The organism is Rubrivirga sp. (assembly GCF_965213695.1).
GTDB lineage: Bacteria > Bacteroidota > Rhodothermia > Rhodothermales > Rubricoccaceae > Rubrivirga.
On sequence record NZ_OZ243912.1, the window covers coordinates 137,353 to 156,724 of the forward strand.

The following is a 19,372-nucleotide window of genomic DNA, read 5'->3' on the forward strand; positions in this document are numbered from 1 at the left end:
TTCGTCCAGGCCCGTTGCCGAGTTCACACTCCCGGGTCGTTCCACGTGAAACGGAATCGAGCACAGCGACCTTCGCAGGCGTCCCTCAAGCACCGAGAGCCAGTGGGGCCATGGGCTAGCTTGCTCCCTTCGACCACACTGCGCCGATGCCCGACCGCCCCGCTCTCTTCGACCAACTCCAAACGCTCACGACCGAGAAACGCAACCCCCGGACGATGAGGATCGACACGGCACCGCTCCCGGAGATCATCGAAATGCTCCACCGCGAGGACCAGATCGCGGTCGGCGCCGTGACGCCGGAGTTGCCCTACGTGGTGCAGGCGGTCGAGATCATCGAAGACGCTTTCCGAAACGGAGGCCGGCTGTTCTATGCCGGCGCCGGGACGAGCGGGCGCCTGGGCGTCTTGGACGCGGCCGAGTGCCCACCGACGTTCGGGACGCCCCCGGAGCAGGTCCAGGGCCTGATCGCCGGCGGGCGCGAGGCCATGTTCGTGGCCCAAGAGGGAGCCGAAGACCACGAGTCGAACGGCGCCGACGCCATCAACGCCGCGGGGGTCACCGACAGGGATGTGGTCTGCGGCATCGCCGCGAGCCGCCGGACGCCCTACGTGGTCGGCGCGGTCGCCCGGGCCCGAGAGATCGGCGCGCGGACGCTGTTCGTCACGTGCAACCCGCGGAGCCAGTTCACGATTGACGTGGACGTCGCCATCTGCCCGGACGTGGGGCCGGAGCCCATCATGGGCTCGACGCGGATGAAGAGCGGGACGGCCACCAAGCTCGTCCTCAACATGCTGTCGACGGCCACCATGATCCGGCTCGGGAAGGTCTACGAGAACATGATGGTCGACCTCCAGATGACGAACCTCAAGCTGGTCGAGCGGTCCAAAAAGATCGTGATGACCGCGACCGGCGTCGACTACGACACGGCCTCGGAGACGCTCGACGCCGCTGGCGGCCACGTCAAGACCGCCCTCGTCATGCTCCTGGCCGAGGTCGACGCCGACGCGGCCCGGCGACGGATCGAGCGCGCCGACGGGTTCGTCCGCCACGCCATCGCTGGGACGGCGCCCGAATAACGCCGGGTGGAGAGACAGGACGGTGACAGAGGGCGGAGGGAACCTCCGAACGGATCACCGTGGCCCGGTCTGGGGGTGGCCCGGAGATGCCGTGGAGTCCTTCGACCGAGGGAACAGCCGCAGGCTCGGACGATTCCCTTCTTCCCATGTGGCTGCTCCCGCTCCTGCTCACACTCACCTGCGCCGTCGACACCACCGACGACCGGCGAGGCGACCTAGAGGACGCCATCGCCAGCTACGCCGAGCCCCTCGGACTGGAATGGGACCCGTCAGCCGTGAACGTGGCCTGGGTAGACCTTAACCGCGACGGCCTGGACGACGCCGTCGTCTTGCTCAAAGGGCCCGACTGGTGCGGCTCGGGCGGCTGTACCGTCCTGGTGTTCGAGCAGATGGATGCCCTCGACGCTGAGGAGTTCGGTCGCTTCCGGCCGGCCGCCGAGATCAGCATGGTCAGCGGGCCCGTCATGGCCGTGCGTGGACGCGGGTACTGGAGCGACCTGGTCGTTCCGAGCCCTCACGGTCCGCGCCGGCTCCGGTTCAACGGCGAGACGTACCCGACGAGCCCGGCCGCCGGCGACCGCGTTCAGGGCCGGATGCCGCATGGGACCGTTCTGTTCGCCGACCGCCTCTGACCGCTCGGGGCGTGCCGTTCTTCCCCCGCCCGGGTCCTCGACGGATCCGGGCTCGACGTGTGCTTCTCCCGTGACGCTCTCCGACCTGCGCGACCAGATCGCGGCCCTCCCCTTCTTTGCCCGCGTGCGCGACGAGACCGAAGCGCTCGCACCCGGGACGGCGCTCCGCGTCAAAGGCACCGTCGGCTCGCTGCCCGCCTTCGTGCTGGCGGATTTGTTGGAGAGCCAGGGCGGGCCGCTCGTCGCCCTGCTCGCCGAGAGCGAGAGCGCGGACTACCTCCGCTCCGACCTCGAGCAGTTGCTCGGCTCGGACGACCGGATCCTCTTCCTCCCCCCCACCGGCCACGACCCGTACGACCCCGAGCAGCTCTCGGACACGCTCCCCCTCGTTCAGCGCGCCGACGCGCTCGGCCGCTTGCGGGAGGGGTTCACCGGCTTGCTCGTCACGAGCATCGAGGCGATCTCGGAGCTGGTCCCGCTCCCCGAGACGGTCAGCGACGAAACGTTGACGGTGCGGATTGGCGAGGAAGTGGCGCCGGAGGACTTGATGGAGCGGCTGACGGGGCAGGGCTTCGAGCTGGTCGAGTTCGTCAGTGAGCCTGGAGAGCTGGCGTTGCGCGGCGGCATCTTGGACGTCTACCCGTTCGCCGGCGGCTACCCGATCCGCTTGGAGTTTTTCGGCGACGAGGTGGACCAGATCCGCGAGTTCGACCCGCAGTCGCAGCGGTCGGTGAGCCGCCTCGAGACGGCCCGGCTCGTCCCCAACCTGGGCGCCGAGCGCTACCCCGAGGGCGGCCACGTCACGGCGCTCGACTACCTCCCGGCGTCTGCCCCGCTCGCGCTCTTCGACAACCAGCGGCTGGTCGAGTCGGCGCAGGAGCGGTTCGACACCGCCGCCGAGGCGTACCGCCAGCGCATCGCGGATCTCGCGGAGGGCGACGACGCGCCCCACGAACCGGCCGAGCGCTACCTCACCGGCGACGCGCTCTCCGCCCTCATCGCCGCCCGGCCGACGCTCCTGTTCGGCACGTTCTCGGGCGACGGCGACCAGACGGCCGAGTTGAAGGCGACGCCGCAGCCGTCGTACAACGGCGACCTCAAACGCTTGCGGAGCGACCTCGCATCCCGCGCCGACACTCGGTTCGTGCTCCTGTGCGACAGCGGCTCGCAGAAAAACCGGCTGTGGGAGCTGTTGGGCGGCGACCTCGAAACCGGCAAGCCGCCCCCTGCCGACCTCATCGTCGAGAGCCTGCACGAGGGGTTCGAGATCCTCGAGATCGGGCTCGCCGTGTACACCGACCACCAGCTGTTCGACCGCTACCACCGGCCGACAGCTCGCAAGCGGAGGAAAGCGCGCGGTGGCCTGTCGCTCCGCGAGGTCAAAGCGCTCCGCCCCGGCGACTTCGTAGTCCACGTGGACTACGGAATCGGCAAGTTCGCTGGGCTCCAGACGATCACCGTCCGCGACCAGAAGCAAGAGGCCGTCCGGCTCCTGTTCAAGGGTGACGACGAGCTGTTCGTCAACGTGACGGCGCTCCACAAGCTGCACAAATACACCGGCAAGGAGAGCCACCAGCCGTCGCTGACCAAGCTGGGCACCGGAGCCTGGGACCGGCTCAAGGCGCGGACCAAGAAGCGCGTCAAGGACATCGCCCGCGACCTCATCCAGATCTACGCCAAGCGGCGGGCCTCCCAGGGCTACGCCTTCAAGGGCGACACGGTCTGGCAGCGAGAGCTCGAAGCCAGCTTCGCCTTCGAGGAGACGCCCGACCAGGCGACGGCCATCGACGCCATCAAGGCCGACATGCAGCAGGCCATCCCAATGGACCGCTTGGTCTGCGGCGATGTCGGATTCGGCAAGACGGAAGTCGCCATCCGGGCGGCGTTCAAGGCGATCCAGGACGGCAAGCAGGTCGCCGTCGTCGTCCCGACGACCGTGCTGGCGCGGCAGCACGCCGAGACGTTCACCGCGCGGATGGGCCGGTTCCCCATCCAGATCGCCCAGCTCTCGCGCTTCGTTGACAAGGCGGCGCAGAAGGAGGTCATCGCCGGGCTGGCCGATGGGACCGTCGACGTGGTGATCGGGACGCAGCGCGTGCTGTCGAAGGACGTCCAGTTCAAGGACCTCGGCCTCCTCATCGTGGACGAGGAGCAGCGGTTCGGCGTCGGCGCGAAGGAGAAGCTGCGCAAGCTCCGCCCCAACGTCGACACGCTGACGCTGACGGCGACGCCGATCCCGCGGACGTTGCAGTTCTCCCTGCTCGGTGCCCGCGACCTGTCGCTCATCCAGACGCCGCCGGCCAACCGCCAGCCCGTCGTCACCGAGATTCACACGTTCGATCGCGACCTGATTCGCGACGCGATCCTGTACGAGGTGAACCGGGGCGGACAGGTCTTCTTCATCCACAACCGCGTCCAGACCATTGACGAGATGGCGGCGATGGTCCGGGCGCTCGTGCCCGACGTGCGGATCCGGACGGCGCACGGCCAGATGCCAGCGGCCACGTTGGAGAAGACGATGATCGACTTTATGGACCGCGAGTTCGACGTGCTCGTCTCCACGACGATCGTCGAGTCCGGGCTCGACGTGTCGAACGCCAACACGATCATCGTGAACCACGCCGAGCGGCACGGGCTGGCGGACCTCCACCAGCTCCGCGGCCGGGTCGGGCGGAACGACCAGAGGGCCTTCTGCTACCTTCTCGTCCCGAGTGTCCACTCGTTGACCAAGGAGGCCCGGCAGCGGCTTCAGGCCGTCGAGGAGTTCTCCGACCTCGGCTCCGGCTTCAACCTGTCGATGCGCGACCTCGACATCCGCGGCGCCGGCAACATGCTGGGCGCCGAGCAGTCCGGCTTTATCGAGGACGTCGGGTTCGAGACGTACCACAAGATTCTGGACGAGGCGGTCCAGGAGCTCCGCCACGACGAGTTCGCCGACGTCTTCGCGGACCAGGACGCGGCCCCTCCCCCGCCGGAGCCGACCGTCGACGTGGACGACGACGTGTTCATCCCACAGAACTACGTGTCGAATCCGGTCGAGCGGCTCAACCTGTACCGCCGCCTCGCCGACCTCGACAGCGCCGACGAGATCAACGCCTTCCGCGCCGAACTCAACGACCGATTCGGCCCGGCGCCGGACGAGATCGACACGCTCTTGCGGCTGGCGGCGATGCGGCCGCTCGCGATGCGGCTCCGGCTGCCGCGCGTGGTCTGGAAAAACGAGCGGCTGTTCCTCGCCATCCCCGAGCCGTCCGAGGACCCGTACTTCCACCAGCGGCTGTTCAACCCGTTGCTGGAGGCGCTAAACGGGCTCGGCAAGCGCTATGTGATGAAGGACAGCCGGGCTGGAAAGCTCCGCGCCATCCTCCAGGACGTGCCGACATTGGAGGCGGCCGAGTCGTTGCTGACCCGACTCGCGGACGACGTGGAGTCGCTTCAGGCGACGGCGGCCGAGGCGGCATGACCCGGCCTCAGTACCGGGTCGGCGAGCGGCGCGAGATCGCGGCGTCGAGCGAGAAGCGGCCGGCTCCAGCAAGCGCCAGCGCGAGGGCGGCGAACAGATAAAGGAGAGCCATCTCCTTGTCGCCGAACGGGTCGGCGCCGTGCCGGACGAACGCGGCGACCGCCATCGTGATGCCGACGAAGACGGCGGCCGGCCGGGTCGCCAGCCCGACCGCGATCAGCAACCCGCCGAGGAACTCGCTTAGCGCGGCGGCCCACGCGAACAGAACCGGAAGCGGGAAGCCCATGCCCGCGGTCCCCTCGATGAACCCGTCCGACGGCGGGATCTTGCCGAGCCCGTGCGCGAACGCCAACGTCAGCCCGAACCCGAGGCGGAGGACGAGCAGACCGAGGTCGGTCGCCCGAGAGGTGTCGCCCGAGCCGAACATCAGAGAGCGAAGCGTCACGTCGAGAGGGGGTCGGTGAACATGTTGACTCGGCGCACTGCGGAGAACCCGTGCCGATCTTGCCGAGGCCGCGGACCCGTCAGTCGGAGGTGGGGACGATGACTGGAAGCTCGGCCTGGCGGACGAGCCGGTTAAAGGCGGGGACGTCGGTGTCGAGGATCTCGGTCAGCGTCGCCAGCTCGGCCTCGATCTCGGCCATCACCTCGTCGCGGTAGGCGTAGGCCTGGTCCGTCGGGCGGAAGTCGCCGGCGGCGACGGTCCCACCGAGCGCGCTCAGCTCGTTGCCCAGGTTGATCCCGTAGTTGAGCGGGTCCTGGCGGCTCTCGCTTCGCGTCTCGTAGAGCGCCTCCTCGACCGCCGTCATCCGCTCGACCAGTCGTTCTCCGACCGCCTTCACCGAGTCGGCCCCTGTCGACTCGGGCAGCCGCGCGAGGTACGTCCGGATCTGATCGCGCAGGTCGCGGACGCGCTCGACCGACTCGTTGACCTCGGTCACCTTGTCGCGGACCTCGCGCAGAAACACGAACTGCGCCTCCAGATCGGCCGGCGTCGCCGACGAGCGGGGGTCGAGGCGGATCTCGAACGGGACCTCGACGCTGTCGGTCTCGACCCGCAGCCGGGCGGTGTAAGTGCCGGGGATTGCCTCGGGCCCGTTGAGCCCGCCGCCCCAAAAGACCATCCCGTCGAAGCGTGAGGCGTCGGGGTAGCGGCGGCCCCAGACGACGCGGTTCATGCCGGCCTCGGTCGCCAGCTCGAAGTCGTCGTCGGTCGGCGTGAACGTCTGGACGGTCTCGCCGTCGCGGTCCAGGATGGTGAGCGCCGCGTCGGCCGAGTCGGGCAGCGCCTGGGCCAGGCGGTAGTGGATCACGACGCCGGCCTCGGGGTTGGTGCCGGCCGCGCGCGGGTTCTCGGCCCGGTAGCCATCGACGCGATATGTCGGCTTGGGGCGGAACAGCCACAGCTCGGCGCTCGACACGGCGGGCGCGAGCTGGTGGAGCGGCGTGAGATCGTCGAGCACCCAGAACCCGCGGCCTTGCGTCGCGACGACCAACTCGCCCTGGCGGACGGCCAGGTCCGTGACCGGCACGATGGGCAAATTGAGCTGGAACGGCTGCCAGATCCCGCCGTCGTCGAACGAGACGAACATGCCCTGCTCGGTCCCCGCGTAGAGCAGGCCCGTCCGGTCGGCGTCGGCGCGGATGACGCGGGTGAAGGCGCCCTCGGGAATACCGGCGTCGATGCGGCGCCACGTCTCACCGTAGTCGGCCGTGTGCAAGAGGTACGGGCGGAAGTCGTCGACCTTGTAGCGCGTCGCGGCGACGTACAAGCCGCCCGGTCGGCGCGGGTCGGGCTCGGCCGAGTTGATCATCGCGTCGGCGGGGAGCAGGCGCTCGCCGGGCGTGATGTCGGTCCACGAGCCGCCGCCGTCGCGCGTGACGTGAAGCAGGCCGTCGTCGGACCCAACCCACAGCGTGCCCTCGGCGTGGGGGCTCTCGGCGAGCGCGAAGATGGTCCCGTAATACTCGACCGACGTGTTGTCCTGGGTGATCGGCCCGCCCGACGAGCCGAGCGTGGCCGGGTTGGCGCGCGTCAGGTCGGGGGAGATCTTTTCCCACGTCTGCCCGAGGTTCGTCGAGCGGTACAGGTGGTTGCCGGCCGCGAACAGCGGGTAGTCGCCCGAGGCGTCGTCGCGGTACTGGGAAAACAGCAGCGGGAAGTTCCACTGGAACCGGATCTTGAGGTCCTTCGCGGGCGCCCCAATCGGGTTCTCCGGCCACACGTTGACGATCCGCGTCTCGCCGGTCCGGTGGTTCACCATCTGCAAAAAGCCGCCGTACGAGCCGCCGAACACCAAGTCGGGGTCGTCCGGGTGCGGCGCGAGCCAGCCCGACTCGCCGCCCGCGCTCGGCTCCCAGTCGCGCTCGGTGATGGAGCCGCCCGCGCTCCGGTGCGCGATCCGGATCGTCGAGTTGTCCTGCTGACCGCCGTAGATGCGGTAGGGGAAGTGGCTGTCGGTCGTGACGCGGTAAAACTGGGCGGTCGGCTGGTTGAGGTAGGTGCTCCAGGTCTCGCCGCCGTCGAACGTCACCTGGGCCCCGCCGTCGTCGGCGATCACGATGCGGTCGCCGTCCTCGGGCGCGATCCAGATGTCGTGGTGGTCCACGTGGGGCGTGTCGACGCTCTCGAACGTCCGGCCGCCGTCGGCGCTCACCCAGAGCTGGACGTTGAGGACCCACACCTTGTCGTCGTCGCGGCTGTCGACGCCGAGCTGGGTGAAGTACCACGCCCGCTGGCGCAGGTCGCGCTGGGCGGAGACGAGCGCCCACGTCTCGCCGGCGTCGTCGGAGCGGAACAGGCCGCCGTCCTCGTTCTCGATGAGCGCGTAGATCCGGTCCGGGTTCGAGGGGGCGATGGAGACGGCGCTGATGCCCCAGATGCCGTCGGGCAGGCCCTCGGCGTCGGAGATGTTTTCCCACGTGTCGCCGCCGTCGGTGCTCTTCCAGATGGAGGAGCCCTCTCCCCCACTCAAGAAGCTGTACGGCGTCCGCCGGGCGCGCCACATCGAGGCATAGAGGATGCGCGGGTTCGTCGGGTCCATCTCGAGCTCGTAGGCGCCGACGTCCTCGCTCACGAACAGGATCTTGTCCCACGTCTCGCCGCCGTCGGTCGAGCGGAACACGCCGCGCTCGGCGTCCGGCCCGAAGGCGTGGCCGAGCACGGCGGCGTAGACCGTGTTCTCGTCGCGCGGGTGGACGACGACGCGCGGGATGTGCGTCCCGCCCTCGAACCCGACCGACGCCCACGAGCGGCCGGCGTTCTCACTCTTCCACATCCCCCACCCTGGCGACACGTTGCCGCGCCACGTCTTCTCGCCCCCGCCGACGTAGATCACGTTGGGGTCGCTCTCGGCCACGGCCACGCTCCCAATAGACCCGCCGAAATAGCCGTCGGAGATGTTTTCCCACGAGCCGCCCGCGTCGGTCGTCCGCCAGACGCCGCCGCCGGTCGCGCCCTGGTAGTAGGTCAGCGGGTCGCCCGGGATGCCGGCCGCGCCGGAGGCGCGACCGCCCCGGAACGGCCCAACGAGCCGGTACTCGAGCGACGAGAACAGCGTCGAGTCGACGGGCACGGACCGCTGGGCGCGGGCATCGGCGGCGACGAGGGCGAGCAGGACGAGGGCGACAAGCGAGCGACGCATCGGGCAGCAGGGCGTAGAGCCGTCAGTCTACGATGGGACCGGGCCGGCACCGAGTTCGCCCAGACTCACGACGCGAGCTTCCGGGAAATGCGGATACTGCGTCCAGTCTCTCCGATCCCCATGGCCGACCTCACCTCCAAGCAGCGCGCGCACCTCCGCGGCCTCGCCCACTCGCTGAAGCCCCTCGCCCACATCGGCAAGGAGGGCGTGACCGAGGCGGCCGTCCACGCGCTCCGGCAGACGTTCGACACGCACGAGCTGGTCAAGGTGCGGGTGCTGGAGGCGGCGCCCGAGCCGGCCAAGGAGACGGCGCACGCGCTGGCGGCTCGGGTCTCGGGCGCGGCCGTCGTCCAGGTCGTCGGCCGCAACGCGACGCTGTACCGGCCCGACCCGGACGAGCCGACGATCCGCCTGCCGTAACGCCGCCGCTAGTGCCGTGACACGTTGCTGGTGAGCAGACCCCCTGCCCGTCTGCCCCTCGCTCCGCTCAGAAACTGTCTGGGGAAGCCTCCCCTCCAGCCGTCATCCCCGCGAACGCGGGGATCCATACGGGGCCGCGCGCCGGGCGGCCGGGAGGCCCCTCACCCTGTCCCTCTCCCACGGGGAGAGGGGACCCCGTAGGAAACGTCCTGCCTTCGCCAAACAGTTTCTCAGCGGTCGGACGACCTGTTCCCCTTCAAGGGGGACAGCTCCTGCTGCACGGAGCGGAGCGATGGCAGCGGGAGCGGGGGGTCCGCCTACGAGCGACCTGGCACCGCTCTAGACCGCCGCCGCCCGGACCACGGCGTCGATCACGCGTTGATGGACCTCCGGGTGGAACGGGCTCGGGACGAGCTCGTCGTCCGGCGCGAGCGCGCTGATGGCCTGGGCCGCCGCGATCTTCATGGCGCTCGTGATGGCCGGGGCGCCCACGTCGAGCGCCGCCTTGAACAGGCCCGGGAACGCGAGCGCGTTGTTGACGCTCCGGCCGTCGGCCGCGAACACGGCGCCCGCCGCCAGCGCCGCCTCGGGCACGATCTCCGGGTTCGGGTTCGACAGCGCCAGCACGATCTGGCCAGGCCGGATCAGCTCTGGCGTGATGAGCCCGACGACGCCCGTCGTGGCGATCAGCACGTCGGCCTGGGCCGCGGCCTCTTCGAGCGTCGCCGTCCGCCCGCCGCGCGCGTCGAGCCGGGCGCGCGCGTCCGCCCCCGGGTCCACGCCGACGACGCGGAAGCCGGCGTGGAGGAGCAGGCTGGCGATGGCGAGGCCGGCGGCGCCGAGCCCGATCTGGGCGCACGTCAGGTCGCGGTCGCCCTCGCGACCGGTGTGGCGGAGCGCGCTGAGCACGGCCGCCAGCAACACGGTCGCCGTGCCGTGCTGGTCGTCGTGCATGACCGGCTGCGGCAACCGGCGGATCAGCTCCTCCTCGATCCAGAAGCAGTCGGGCGTCTGGATGTCCTCGAGGTGGATCCCCCCGAAGCTCGGCGCGAGCCGGACGACGGTCTCGACGAACGCCTCGGGGTCCTCCTCGTCGATCACGATGGGCACGGCGCTCAGCCCGACGAATCGGTCGTAGAGCACGGCCTTCCCCTCCATCACCGGCAGGCTCGCGAGCGCGCCGATGTTGCCCAGCCCGAGCACGCGGGTCCCGTTCGTGCAGATGCCGACCGTGTGGCCGACCGCCGTGAAGTCGCGCGCGAGTGCCGGGTCACGCTCGATGGCCCGGCAAACGCGGGCGACGCCGGGCGTGTAGATGTAGCGCAAGTCCTCCAGCCGTTCGACCTCGGTCGTGCTCACCGTCCGGATCTTGCCGCCCGTGTGGCGCTCGAACACCAGGTCCTTGACGTCGAGCACCTCGGTGTCGGTCTCCTGGCGGATCGCCGCGAGCACCTCTTCGAGATGGGCCTCGTCGAAGACGGACAGCGTGACGTCGCGCAGGAAGTGGTCGCGCCCGATGTAGCGCGTCTCGATGTCGCCCACCAGCGCGCCCAGGTCGCCGACGAGCCCGAGCAGCCGCCCGATCATGCCCGGCCGCTGCGGGTTCCGAACCGTCAGGACGACGTCGTACTCGGGGAGGCTCGGGCGCGGGACGGCATCGCTCATGCGGCAAGCTATCCCGCCCGGGGCGGCTCGACGCCCGGAAGTCCGGTCTTCACCGGACTCTGTGAGGGACGGCCGGTCGCCAGACCTCGCGCTAGACGCGGCTCACCAAATCGTACGTGCCCCGCCCGACGCGCTCGACGCGGCCCCGCTTGACCATCCGGCTCAGCACGCGCCCCGCGTAGTCCTTCGTCGTCCCCGCCAGCTCCGCGAGCCGGTCGCGGTGGACGGCGCCCGGCGTGCGCGCAAGGTGGAACAACAGGGTCTGGGCGACGGACGAGGGCGTAAAGGCGGACATGGAGCGAGAGAAAACCGAGGGCGGATCGGGAGTGCCCGACGGGTACTGCCACCGTTGGCCGCCAGAGGGTTGTACCGGCTACGCCCGTCAGCGTTTCGCGATGGCCTCGCCCCCTTGCTGCTTGCGGACCGGGGCCTCCCTAGCCGCGGGTGGCCGCACCAGGAACGGTCGGACTATGCCGCCCGAGATGGACGGGCGCGGCGACGGTCCAACGCCCAACGGCCCGGTTGGGACCGGCGAGAGGGCGTCCCGACCAGGTGCTCATCGAGAAACGCGACGACACGAGCTCCGTATTCCTCCGGGTGCGTCGCGTAGGCGTCGAGGTGCTCGGCGTCCGGCGCCACCCAGCTCTGACACGAGGTGCCCCCCTGTCGGAACGCCTCGGCGTACGCCATCACGCCCTCGACCGGGGACTGGTCGTCGGCGCCGCCGGCGATCATCAGAACTCCCCGCAGCCCCTTCGCCCGGCGGGCGTGGCGGAGCGGGTCGAGCATCGGGAAGAGCGGGTGGAACACTCGGACGAGCGCCTTCTGGAACTCGAAGCGCCGAGGCCGAGACACGTCCTTCTGCATCGCCGCGAGGGCGTGGAGCGCGGACTCGTACGGGGAATCCAAGATGGCGGCCCGGTACACGTGGCCCGGCGTCGAGAACGCGCACGCCCCGTAGACCCCACCGAAGCACACGCCGAGGTACCCGACGGGCAACCCGGGGCACCGGCGCGCGGCCTCTTCCCCGGCCGCGAGCACGTCGCGGGGGAAGAGGACGCTGGTCTGTCGAGACTCCCCGAACCCTCCGAAGTCGACGAGGAGGACGTGGTAGCCGGCCGCCCGAAGCGGACGGGCGTGGCCGTGCTCCACGAAAAACCCCTTCCCCACCCGCTTGTACGGGTGCGTGCAGACGACCACGCCCCGGGCCCGTCCCTCTGCCCGTCCGAACAAGCCCGCCAGCGCGGTGCCGTCGGGCTTCGGGACGAGGACGGAGTCCCACTCGTCGCGGCGGTCGCCGGAGGCCGGCCACGTCCAGGGTCGACGCGACGGAGGAAAGAGGTAGCGCTGGAAGATCCAGAGCCCGAACCGGTCCAAGGCCGTCGAGAGCGTCATCGGCCTAGGGCGTGTGGACGTTCGGGAGGTCAGGCCCGCGCGAGACCACGATCCCGCCCTCGCGAGGCGCGCGAAGCAGACGATGCACAGCACCGGCGATGCAGCGCAACGTCGCAAGAGCGGAACCTGGGCCGTGAGGGCCGATCTGACTGATTGTCCGCACGCCTTAGCACCACCAGTCGCAGACGCCGCCGCCACCCGGGGGAGGAGTGACGATAGTGCCGGAGTCAGACGGTTCGGGGAGGTCGCACGAGGTCGCCGTCACGGCGTGGATCGCCCCGAGGTCGGTCAGCGTAGGCACCTGGTAAGGCTTGAGGATCCGGTCGGACGCAGCGGACGTCGTCGCGTCGGATAGAGCGGCGGTCGCCGAGGGGTGACGCATGGTGGGTTGAGTTAGGTGAGCGAGAGGGACCGCGCCGGAGTCGCCGACGCGATGAAGGTGGAGTCGCCGCGAACCGCCTCGGCGTGAGCGGCGACATCGGCAGCGAGAGCGACCGCACGACCGAGGGACCGTGGGCGAACGACGTCGAACACCGGGACGGAGCGGACGAGCGCCGAGTACCACTCGACGTAGAGCGACTGGGTGCCGGTCGCCTCCGTCAGCCCGGCCGCGAACGAGTGCCGGGCGACCTCGGCAAAGGCCGGGATCGGAGCCAGGGGCCGGATCGCGGCCTCCTCTCCCCAGTGGAGGACGTACAGCGCGCGGAGAGGCAGAGCGCCCTCCGCGACAGGCTGAGGACGCTTCCACTTCGGCACCGACGCATACGCCGCGTCGAGCCCTCCGACCCCGCCGCCGAACGTTTGGGCGGTCGCCTCGGTGACCTTCAGGAACGGGTAGCCCCCGGACACGACCGGCGCCTCGTCCCCCAAGCCTCGGACCGCGAGCACGTCGTCCGAGACCAGCCGGTCGCCTCGCTGGCAGAGGGCGCTCGCCATCGTCGTCTTCCCCGCCCCCTGGTCTCCGACAAAGGCGATGGCCGACCCATCGATGGCGACGGCGCTCGCGTGGAGCGTGAGCACGCGCCGCTGGTGGAGAATGGCGGCGAACACTTGGCCAAGGACGAGCGACGCGACCGCCGCGGAATCCTCATTCGGGTCGTCCTCGACCACGATCTCGGTTCCGCCCCGGGCAACGACGACGGTCCCTCCCAGCGTCGCGAAGCACGCGAGGCCAGGCCGCACCTCGAAGCACCCGGGCCGGGGACTCGCTGAGGCCAAACGCCGCGCCGGCCCGTATCGGACGACGACGTCGGAGTCGCCGAGCGCGAGGGGCAAGACGCCCAAAGGAACGTCCGTCTGAATACGGAGCCCGTAGAGCGAGTGGACGATGGGGAGCGGCACGAGAACGCAGGGACGAGCGGTCTCCTGCTATCGAGATCGACGCCAGCCTCCCCCGCCGGCCGATGGATCTGCCAAAGGGAACCGAATCGTTCCCTCCGCTGGCGTTAAACGCACGGCCCGGACAGCCGCCTCCAGCGCCGGTCGCCTACACGTTGAACCGGAACAGCATCACGTCGCCATCTGCGACCACGTACTCCTTGCCCTCGCTCCGCATCGAGCCCGCCTCGCGAGCGGCCGTCTCGCTGCCCAGCCGGTCGTAGTCGGCGAACTTGATGGTCTCGGCGCGGATGAACCCCTTCTCGAAGTCGGTGTGGATGACGCCGGCCGCCTGGGGCGCCTTCGTGCCGCGCGAGATCTGCCACGCCCGCGCCTCCTTCGGGCCGGCCGTGAAGTAGGTGATCAGGCCGAGCAGCGCGTACGCCGCCTGCGCCAGCCGGTCGAGCCCGGACTCCGTGACGCCGGCCGCCTCCAAGAACTCGGCCCGGTCGTCGTCGTCGAGGTCGGCGAGCTGGGCCTCGAACTCGGCCGAGATGACCACGACGCCCGCGCCCTCGGCCTCGGCCCGCTGGCGGACCTGGTCGACGAAGGCGTTGCCGTCCGGCAGGTCGCCCTCGCCGACGTTCGCGACGTACAAGACCGGCTTGGCCGTGAGCAAAAACTGCTCGCGCAGGATCGGCGCCTCCTGGTCCGACACGTCGAGCGTCCGGGCCGGCAGGCCGTCGCCGAGGTGGTCTTCGAGACGTTGGAGGAAGTCGGCCTCGGCCCGGGCCGCCTTGTCGCCGGTCTTGACCGACTTGGCGACGCGCTCGCGCCGCTTCGAGACCGTCTCGAGGTCCTTTAGCAGCAGCTCCGTCTCGATGGTCTCGATGTCCCTCGTCGGGTCGACCGAACCCTCGACGTGGACCACGTTCGGGTCTTGGAAACACCGGACGACATGGGCGATGGCGTCCGTCTCGCGGATGTTTGCCAGGAACTGGTTGCCCAGCCCCTCCCCTTTCGACGCGCCCGCCACGAGCCCGGCGATGTCGACGAACTCGATGACGGCCGGCAGCGTCTGGGCCGACTTCGCGAGCTCCGCCAGCCGACCCAGCCGGGCGTCCGGCACGGGCACCACGCCGACGTTCGGCTCGATGGTGCAGAACGGGTAGTTCGCCGCCTCGGCGCCCGCTTGGGAGAGCGCGTTGAAGAGGGTGCTCTTGCCCACGTTGGGCAGCCCGACGATGCCGACGCGGAGGGCCATGCGGGGGAGGGGTCAAGGGTGAAGGGTGACGAGTCTAGCCAGGCGGCGTGGCAGGCGGGCGGAGCGGGGGCGAAGAGTGGGACCGGGTCGAGCGAGTTGGACGAGTTTGGCGAGTCGAGCGGGTCGCCACGCGAGAACCCGCGTAACCTGCCGGACCCGCAAACCCGCCCAACCCTGACCTCGCGCCTCCCCCTCGTCCTCGCCCTCCTGATCGCCAGCCCGGCGATGGCCCAGGTCGGGCCGGACCCGCTGGGGAGCCGGCCGCGCGTCTACGTCGGCGCCGGCATCAGCCCGGGCGTGGGCGGCGTGGCGATGGGGACGGACCCCGTCCTCAGCGTGTTCACCCGCGAGGTGGCCGTCTACGCCGACTACGTGCCGCGCGTGACCGGCGGGAGCGGCCGACTCGTGACGACGGTCGGCGTGGGGGGCGCCGTCCGGGCGCTCCGCGTGGCGGACCTGGTGCGGAACCGGAACCCGGGCGCGCTCGACATCGACCTCGGCATCCGCATCGGGCCGTCGTTCTACACGGCGTTTTTCGAGCAGTCGGCCGAGAGCAAGTCGCGGGCGTTCAGCGTCATGCTCGACCCGTTCGCCCGGGTCACGCTCCGGCGGCCGTCGAGCCGCGTGTTCTTCGCCGAGGTCGGGACGCAGAGCCCGTCGTTCCGCGCGGGGTTGTCGACGTCTCTCCGGTTGGGCGAGACCCGCTAGCCGACGACGTCGACGGTCGGGATGGAGAGGAACCGGCGCTCGGGCAGGGAGACGGCCGTCAGCCGGCCCAGGCCCTGGCGGTGCGGGAAGACGGCGCCCGTGTCGATGGCGATCAGCTGGGGCCAGTTGACCGGCTCCGAGACCGGCGTGTGGCCACACACGACCGGCATCTCCCACTTCGACAGGTCGGCGTCGAAGTGCTTGCGCGTCCACAGCACGATGCGGGGGTCGGGGTCGGCGAGGTTGTCGGCGACCGAGCGGCGCGTGTCGAAGCCGGCGTGGGCGAAGGCGGCGCCGGCCGCTTCGGCGACGAGGACCGTCCGGCGGAGAAAGTCGAGGTGCTCGGACGGGAGGTGGCGCTCGCCCCGGGCCTCGTACGACGCCAGCGTCGTCCGGCCGCCGTTGACCCACCACAGCTCGGAGTCGCCGACGCCGTCGGCGTAGTCGAGCATCATCTGGTCGTGGTTGCCCCGGAGGAAGACGCACCGCGCGCCGGCCCCGGCGTCCGAGGCGACCTCGAGCTCGACCATCCGGTCGAGCACCTCGGCGCTGGACGGCCCGCGGTCGACGTAGTCCCCGACGAACACGAGGGTGTGCTCGGGCCCGAGCGCGCCGCCCGCGTCGTCGGCCAGGTGGCCGAGCATGGTGTCGAGCGTGCGCACGCACCCGTGGACGTCCCCGATCGCGTACGTCACGGCGCTACGGCCCTCCCTTGTTCGTCGTCTCCACCAACCCGCGCCCCGACTTTTTGAGCCGACCGGCCTCCCGGAGCTCGCGCAGCACGGCGTCCAGAATCCCGTTGACGAACGACGCGCTCTTGTCGGTCCCGAACGCCCGGGCCACCTCGAGGGCCTCGTTGAGCGTCACCTTGGGCGGGATGTCCTCGAAGTAGAGCAGCTCCGTGATCGCGATCCACAGGACGAACCGGTCGGTCCGCGCGATCCGGCTGAGGTCCCAGTTCTCGACGTGCCGGTCGATCAAAACGTCGCACTCGTGGCGCGCGTCGGCCGTCTTGAGGAACAGGCGCTCGGCGAAGCGGAGGTACGTCCGGTCGTCCTCGAACGCGGGCCGGACGACGGTGGCGAGGACGTGGTCGACCGAGTCGCCGCTCGCCTCGAAGGCGTAGAGCGCCTGCAACACGCGCTCGCGCACCTGGCGACGCTTGCTCGGACGGGGCGGCTGGGACACAGGACGGGAGAGAGCGAGGGGAGGACAAGATACCCGGCCGGTCGCATTCGACCCGGTCAAGAGGGAGCGAAAGGCGGGGGTACGTCCGCCGGGGTGCGGAGTCTAGGGGTCTGTGCCGCTCGCGCCCCCTCCCCCGCCCCTCCGCCTGTCGACGCGCCCCGCGCTCGCCGTCGCGTGCGCGCTCGCTGTCGGGATCGCCCTCAGCCGCGCCGTCCCGAACGTTGGGCCGTTCGGGTGGGCAGCGCTCGGCCTCGGCGCCGCGCTCGTCGCCGCCAGCTACGCGGGGTGGACGCGCGGGCGCCTGGTCACGCTGCGACCGCTCGTGCTCGCCGCGACGGTCGGAGCCGCCACCGTCGCGCTCGGCGCCGCCCGCCAGACCGCGTGGCAGGGGCTCCCGCCCGACTCCGTCGCCCACGTCGCCCGGGCCCTCGGCGTCGCCGACAGCGTGGGCCGCGAGACGCCGGCAACGGTCTGGGGCACCGTCACCGACGTGCCGCGGACGACGTGGGCCATCCGGTTCGGCGTCGAGGTCGACTCGGTCGGGATCGGCAACACGCGGGCGCCTGTGAGCGGACGGGTCCAGGCGTCGCTGGCGGTCGGCGATGCCGGCGCGGTCTACCCCGTGCTCCGCCCCGGCGACCGCGTCCGCCTGACGGGCCGGCTGGAGCCGCTGCCCCGGCAGCGGAACCCGGCGCAGATGGACTACGGCGCCTACCTCGCCCGCCAGGGCGTCGGCGCGATGCTGGACGTCGAGAGCGAGGCGGACGCCGTGTTCCTCGGTCCGAGCGCGAGCCCGGTGACGATCGTGTCGAACGCCGTCCGCGCCCGGGTCCGGGTGGCGTTGGCGCGCTACGTGCCGGACGGCGGGTCGCGCGCGCTGCTCGGCGCCCTGTTGCTGGCCGACCGGAGCGGCATCGAGGCGCCGACGCTCGACGCCTTCCGCGAGACCGGGCTGATGCACCTGCTGGCGGTCTCGGGCCTGCACGTCGGGCTCGTCGGGCTGGCGCTCTACGTGCTGCTCAAGCCCGTCTTGGGGCGCCTCCGGCTGAGGCGCCGGTCGATGGAGGTCGGGCGGGCCGCCGTGACGCTGGCCGTGCTGGCGGTCTACGTGCTCGTCGCCGGCGCCTCCGTGTCGGTCGTCCGCGCGTTCGTGATGGTGGCGCTCGTGATCGTCGGGAAAACGATGGACCGGCCGTCCGACGCGCTGAACACACTCGGTGTGGCGGCGGTCGTGATCCTGGTCCACCGCCCGGCCGCGCTGTTCGATGTCGGCTTCCAGCTCTCGTTCGGAGCCGTCGCCGCGCTCGTCACCCTGACGCCGCTTCTGACGGCGTCGGTGCCGGAGCGCGTCCGCTTGTCGAAGGGCGGCATGTTCGTCGCGGGCTCCGTCGCGACGTCGATCGCGGCGACACTCGGCACGGCGCCGGCGCTGCTGGCGCACTTCGGCCGGCTGCCGCTCGGCGGGCTCGTCCTCAACGTCGTCGCGATCCCGCTGACGGCGGTGACGCTGGGGGCCGGCCTCGGCTGCGCACTCACGGCGCCGGTCGTGCCACTGGCCGCCGCGTTCGGCGCCATCGCCGACCTGTCCGGACGAGCGCTCCTGTGGACGACCGAGACCGGCGCGGCGACGCTGGGATGGGCGACGCACGACGGGTTCCTCGACGCGCCGTCGGTGCTGGTCGCAAGCGTGCTGGCACTCGCCGCGCTCGCCCTGTGGCGGCGTCCCGTCGCGCGCCGACGGCTGGTGCTGGCGGCCTCGGCGTCGGTCGCCATCGGCCTGTGGACGGGGTTCGCGCGCGGCGACGCGCGGCCCCACCTCGATGTCGTGTTCCTCGACGTGGGCCAGGGCGACGCCACGCTCGTCTCGACGCCGGCCGGTCGGCACGTGTTGATCGACGCCGGCCTGCGCTCTCCCTACGTCGACGAGGGTGAGCGGACCATCGTCCCCCACCTCGTCCGCTTCGGCATTGACCGGCTGGACGCGCTCGTGCTCACCCATGCGGATGCCGACCACATCGGCGGGGCCCGGTCGGTCTTGGAAGCCGTCCCGGTCGGGCGCCTGGTCGTCAACGGGCAACACGGCGAGAGCGACCTGTGGGCCGACGTCCTCCACCTCGCCGACTCGCTGGGCGTGCCCGTCCGGCCCGTCCACGCCGGAGACACGTTGGCCGTCGACCCCACGATCCGAGTCCGCGTGCTCGGGCCAGTGCGCCCGATGGAGTCGCCCAACGACGCCTCGGTCGTCGTGCGGATCGAGCACGGCGCGACGCGCTGGCTGCTGACGGGCGACGCCGAGGTCGCCGGCGAGGCCGCGCTCGTGGCCCGCTTCGGCGACGAGTTGGCGGCCGACGTGGTGAAGGTGGGCCACCACGGCTCGCGGACGTCGTCGGCGCCAGCACTCGTGGCCGCCGCCGGCCGGCCGGCCGTCGCCGTCGTGTCGGTCGCGCGGAAAAACCGCTACGGCCTGCCTAACGAGGAGCCCCTCGAGCGGTGGGCAGCGACCGGCGCCGAGGTCCTCTCGACGGCGACCGAGGGCGCCATCTGGCTCCGCTCGGACGGCCGCCGCGTCGAGCGCGTGGACTGGCGACGGCGGTAGCGCG

Annotated in this window: 15 protein-coding genes; 6 read left to right on the forward strand and 9 right to left on the reverse strand. The window is 71.0% G+C overall.

Annotated features, from left to right (window positions below):
- Positions 1-146: 146 nt before the first annotated feature.
- The 3 genes from murQ to mfd all read left to right on the forward strand — a co-directional run bounded on the left by murQ (position 147) and on the right by mfd (position 5,171).
- Positions 147-1,076 (forward strand): N-acetylmuramic acid 6-phosphate etherase, encoded by a 930-nt coding sequence (gene murQ, locus ACOOHE_RS00610; RefSeq protein ID WP_420455866.1) that lies wholly within the window; start codon positions 147-149, stop codon positions 1,074-1,076.
- A 146-nt stretch (positions 1,077-1,222) separates the two neighbouring features.
- Entirely contained in the window at positions 1,223-1,708 is a 486-nt protein-coding gene (locus ACOOHE_RS00615) for a hypothetical protein (protein WP_420455867.1), read from the forward strand.
- 70 nt (positions 1,709-1,778) lie between these two features.
- Entirely contained in the window at positions 1,779-5,171 is a 3,393-nt protein-coding gene (mfd, locus tag ACOOHE_RS00620) for a transcription-repair coupling factor (RefSeq protein WP_420455868.1), read from the forward strand.
- A gap of 7 nt (positions 5,172-5,178) precedes the next feature.
- Here mfd and ACOOHE_RS00625 read toward each other — a convergent pair whose 3' ends face one another.
- Both ACOOHE_RS00625 and ACOOHE_RS00630 read right to left on the reverse strand, forming a co-directional pair.
- A complete protein-coding gene (locus ACOOHE_RS00625) occupies positions 5,179-5,616 on the reverse strand; it encodes a DoxX family protein (protein ID WP_420455869.1) in 438 nt (145 codons plus the stop codon).
- A gap of 79 nt (positions 5,617-5,695) precedes the next feature.
- Positions 5,696-8,815, reverse strand: coding sequence for a WD40/YVTN/BNR-like repeat-containing protein (locus tag ACOOHE_RS00630; protein ID WP_420455870.1), 3,120 nt, complete (start codon positions 8,813-8,815; stop codon positions 5,696-5,698).
- A gap of 120 nt (positions 8,816-8,935) precedes the next feature.
- On the opposite strand from ACOOHE_RS00630, the gene yhbY reads away from it, so the two are divergent.
- Positions 8,936-9,235, forward strand: coding sequence for a ribosome assembly RNA-binding protein YhbY (yhbY, locus tag ACOOHE_RS00635; protein WP_420455871.1), 300 nt, complete (start codon positions 8,936-8,938; stop codon positions 9,233-9,235).
- A 339-nt stretch (positions 9,236-9,574) separates the two neighbouring features.
- Here the strand turns inward: yhbY and ACOOHE_RS00640 are convergent, their stop codons facing one another.
- The 5 genes from ACOOHE_RS00640 to ychF all read right to left on the reverse strand — a co-directional run bounded on the left by ACOOHE_RS00640 (position 9,575) and on the right by ychF (position 14,876).
- Positions 9,575-10,900 carry an NAD-dependent malic enzyme gene (locus tag ACOOHE_RS00640; RefSeq protein WP_420455872.1) on the reverse strand — a complete coding sequence of 442 codons (1,326 nt, stop codon included), beginning with the start codon at positions 10,898-10,900 and terminating at the stop codon, positions 9,575-9,577.
- 91 nt (positions 10,901-10,991) lie between these two features.
- Positions 10,992-11,195, reverse strand: a complete 204-nt coding sequence (locus ACOOHE_RS00645; RefSeq protein WP_420455873.1) for a type IV toxin-antitoxin system AbiEi family antitoxin domain-containing protein — start codon at positions 11,193-11,195, stop codon at positions 10,992-10,994.
- 173 nt (positions 11,196-11,368) lie between these two features.
- Positions 11,369-12,295: an alpha/beta hydrolase gene (locus ACOOHE_RS00650; RefSeq protein WP_420455874.1), complete on the reverse strand. Its 927-nt coding sequence runs from the start codon at positions 12,293-12,295 to the stop codon at positions 11,369-11,371.
- A gap of 393 nt (positions 12,296-12,688) precedes the next feature.
- The gene (locus ACOOHE_RS00655; RefSeq protein WP_420455875.1) at positions 12,689-13,636 is read right to left on the reverse strand and encodes a hypothetical protein; all 948 of its coding nucleotides are present in this window, start codon (positions 13,634-13,636) and stop codon (positions 12,689-12,691) included.
- 145 nt (positions 13,637-13,781) lie between these two features.
- Positions 13,782-14,876 carry a redox-regulated ATPase YchF gene (gene ychF, locus ACOOHE_RS00660; protein WP_420455876.1) on the reverse strand — a complete coding sequence of 365 codons (1,095 nt, stop codon included), beginning with the start codon at positions 14,874-14,876 and terminating at the stop codon, positions 13,782-13,784.
- 96 nt (positions 14,877-14,972) lie between these two features.
- On the opposite strand from ychF, the gene ACOOHE_RS00665 reads away from it, so the two are divergent.
- Positions 14,973-15,584 carry a hypothetical protein gene (locus tag ACOOHE_RS00665; protein WP_420455877.1) on the forward strand — a complete coding sequence of 204 codons (612 nt, stop codon included), beginning with the start codon at positions 14,973-14,975 and terminating at the stop codon, positions 15,582-15,584.
- Here the strand turns inward: ACOOHE_RS00665 and ACOOHE_RS00670 are convergent.
- Together ACOOHE_RS00670 and nusB are read right to left on the reverse strand one after the other, a co-directional pair.
- Complete coding sequence (locus tag ACOOHE_RS00670; RefSeq protein WP_420455878.1) at positions 15,581-16,279, reverse strand: metallophosphoesterase; 699 nt, start codon at positions 16,277-16,279, stop codon at positions 15,581-15,583. The genes ACOOHE_RS00665 and ACOOHE_RS00670 overlap by 4 nt on opposite strands.
- Positions 16,280-16,283: 4 nt before the next feature.
- On the reverse strand, positions 16,284-16,772 hold the full coding sequence (gene nusB, locus ACOOHE_RS00675) for a transcription antitermination factor NusB (RefSeq protein ID WP_420455879.1): 489 nt from the start codon (positions 16,770-16,772) through the stop codon (positions 16,284-16,286).
- Between the two features lie 112 nt (positions 16,773-16,884).
- On the opposite strand from nusB, the gene ACOOHE_RS00680 reads away from it, so the two are divergent.
- Complete coding sequence (locus tag ACOOHE_RS00680) at positions 16,885-19,368, forward strand: DNA internalization-related competence protein ComEC/Rec2 (protein WP_420455880.1); 2,484 nt, start codon at positions 16,885-16,887, stop codon at positions 19,366-19,368.
- Positions 19,369-19,372: the final 4 nt, after the last annotated feature.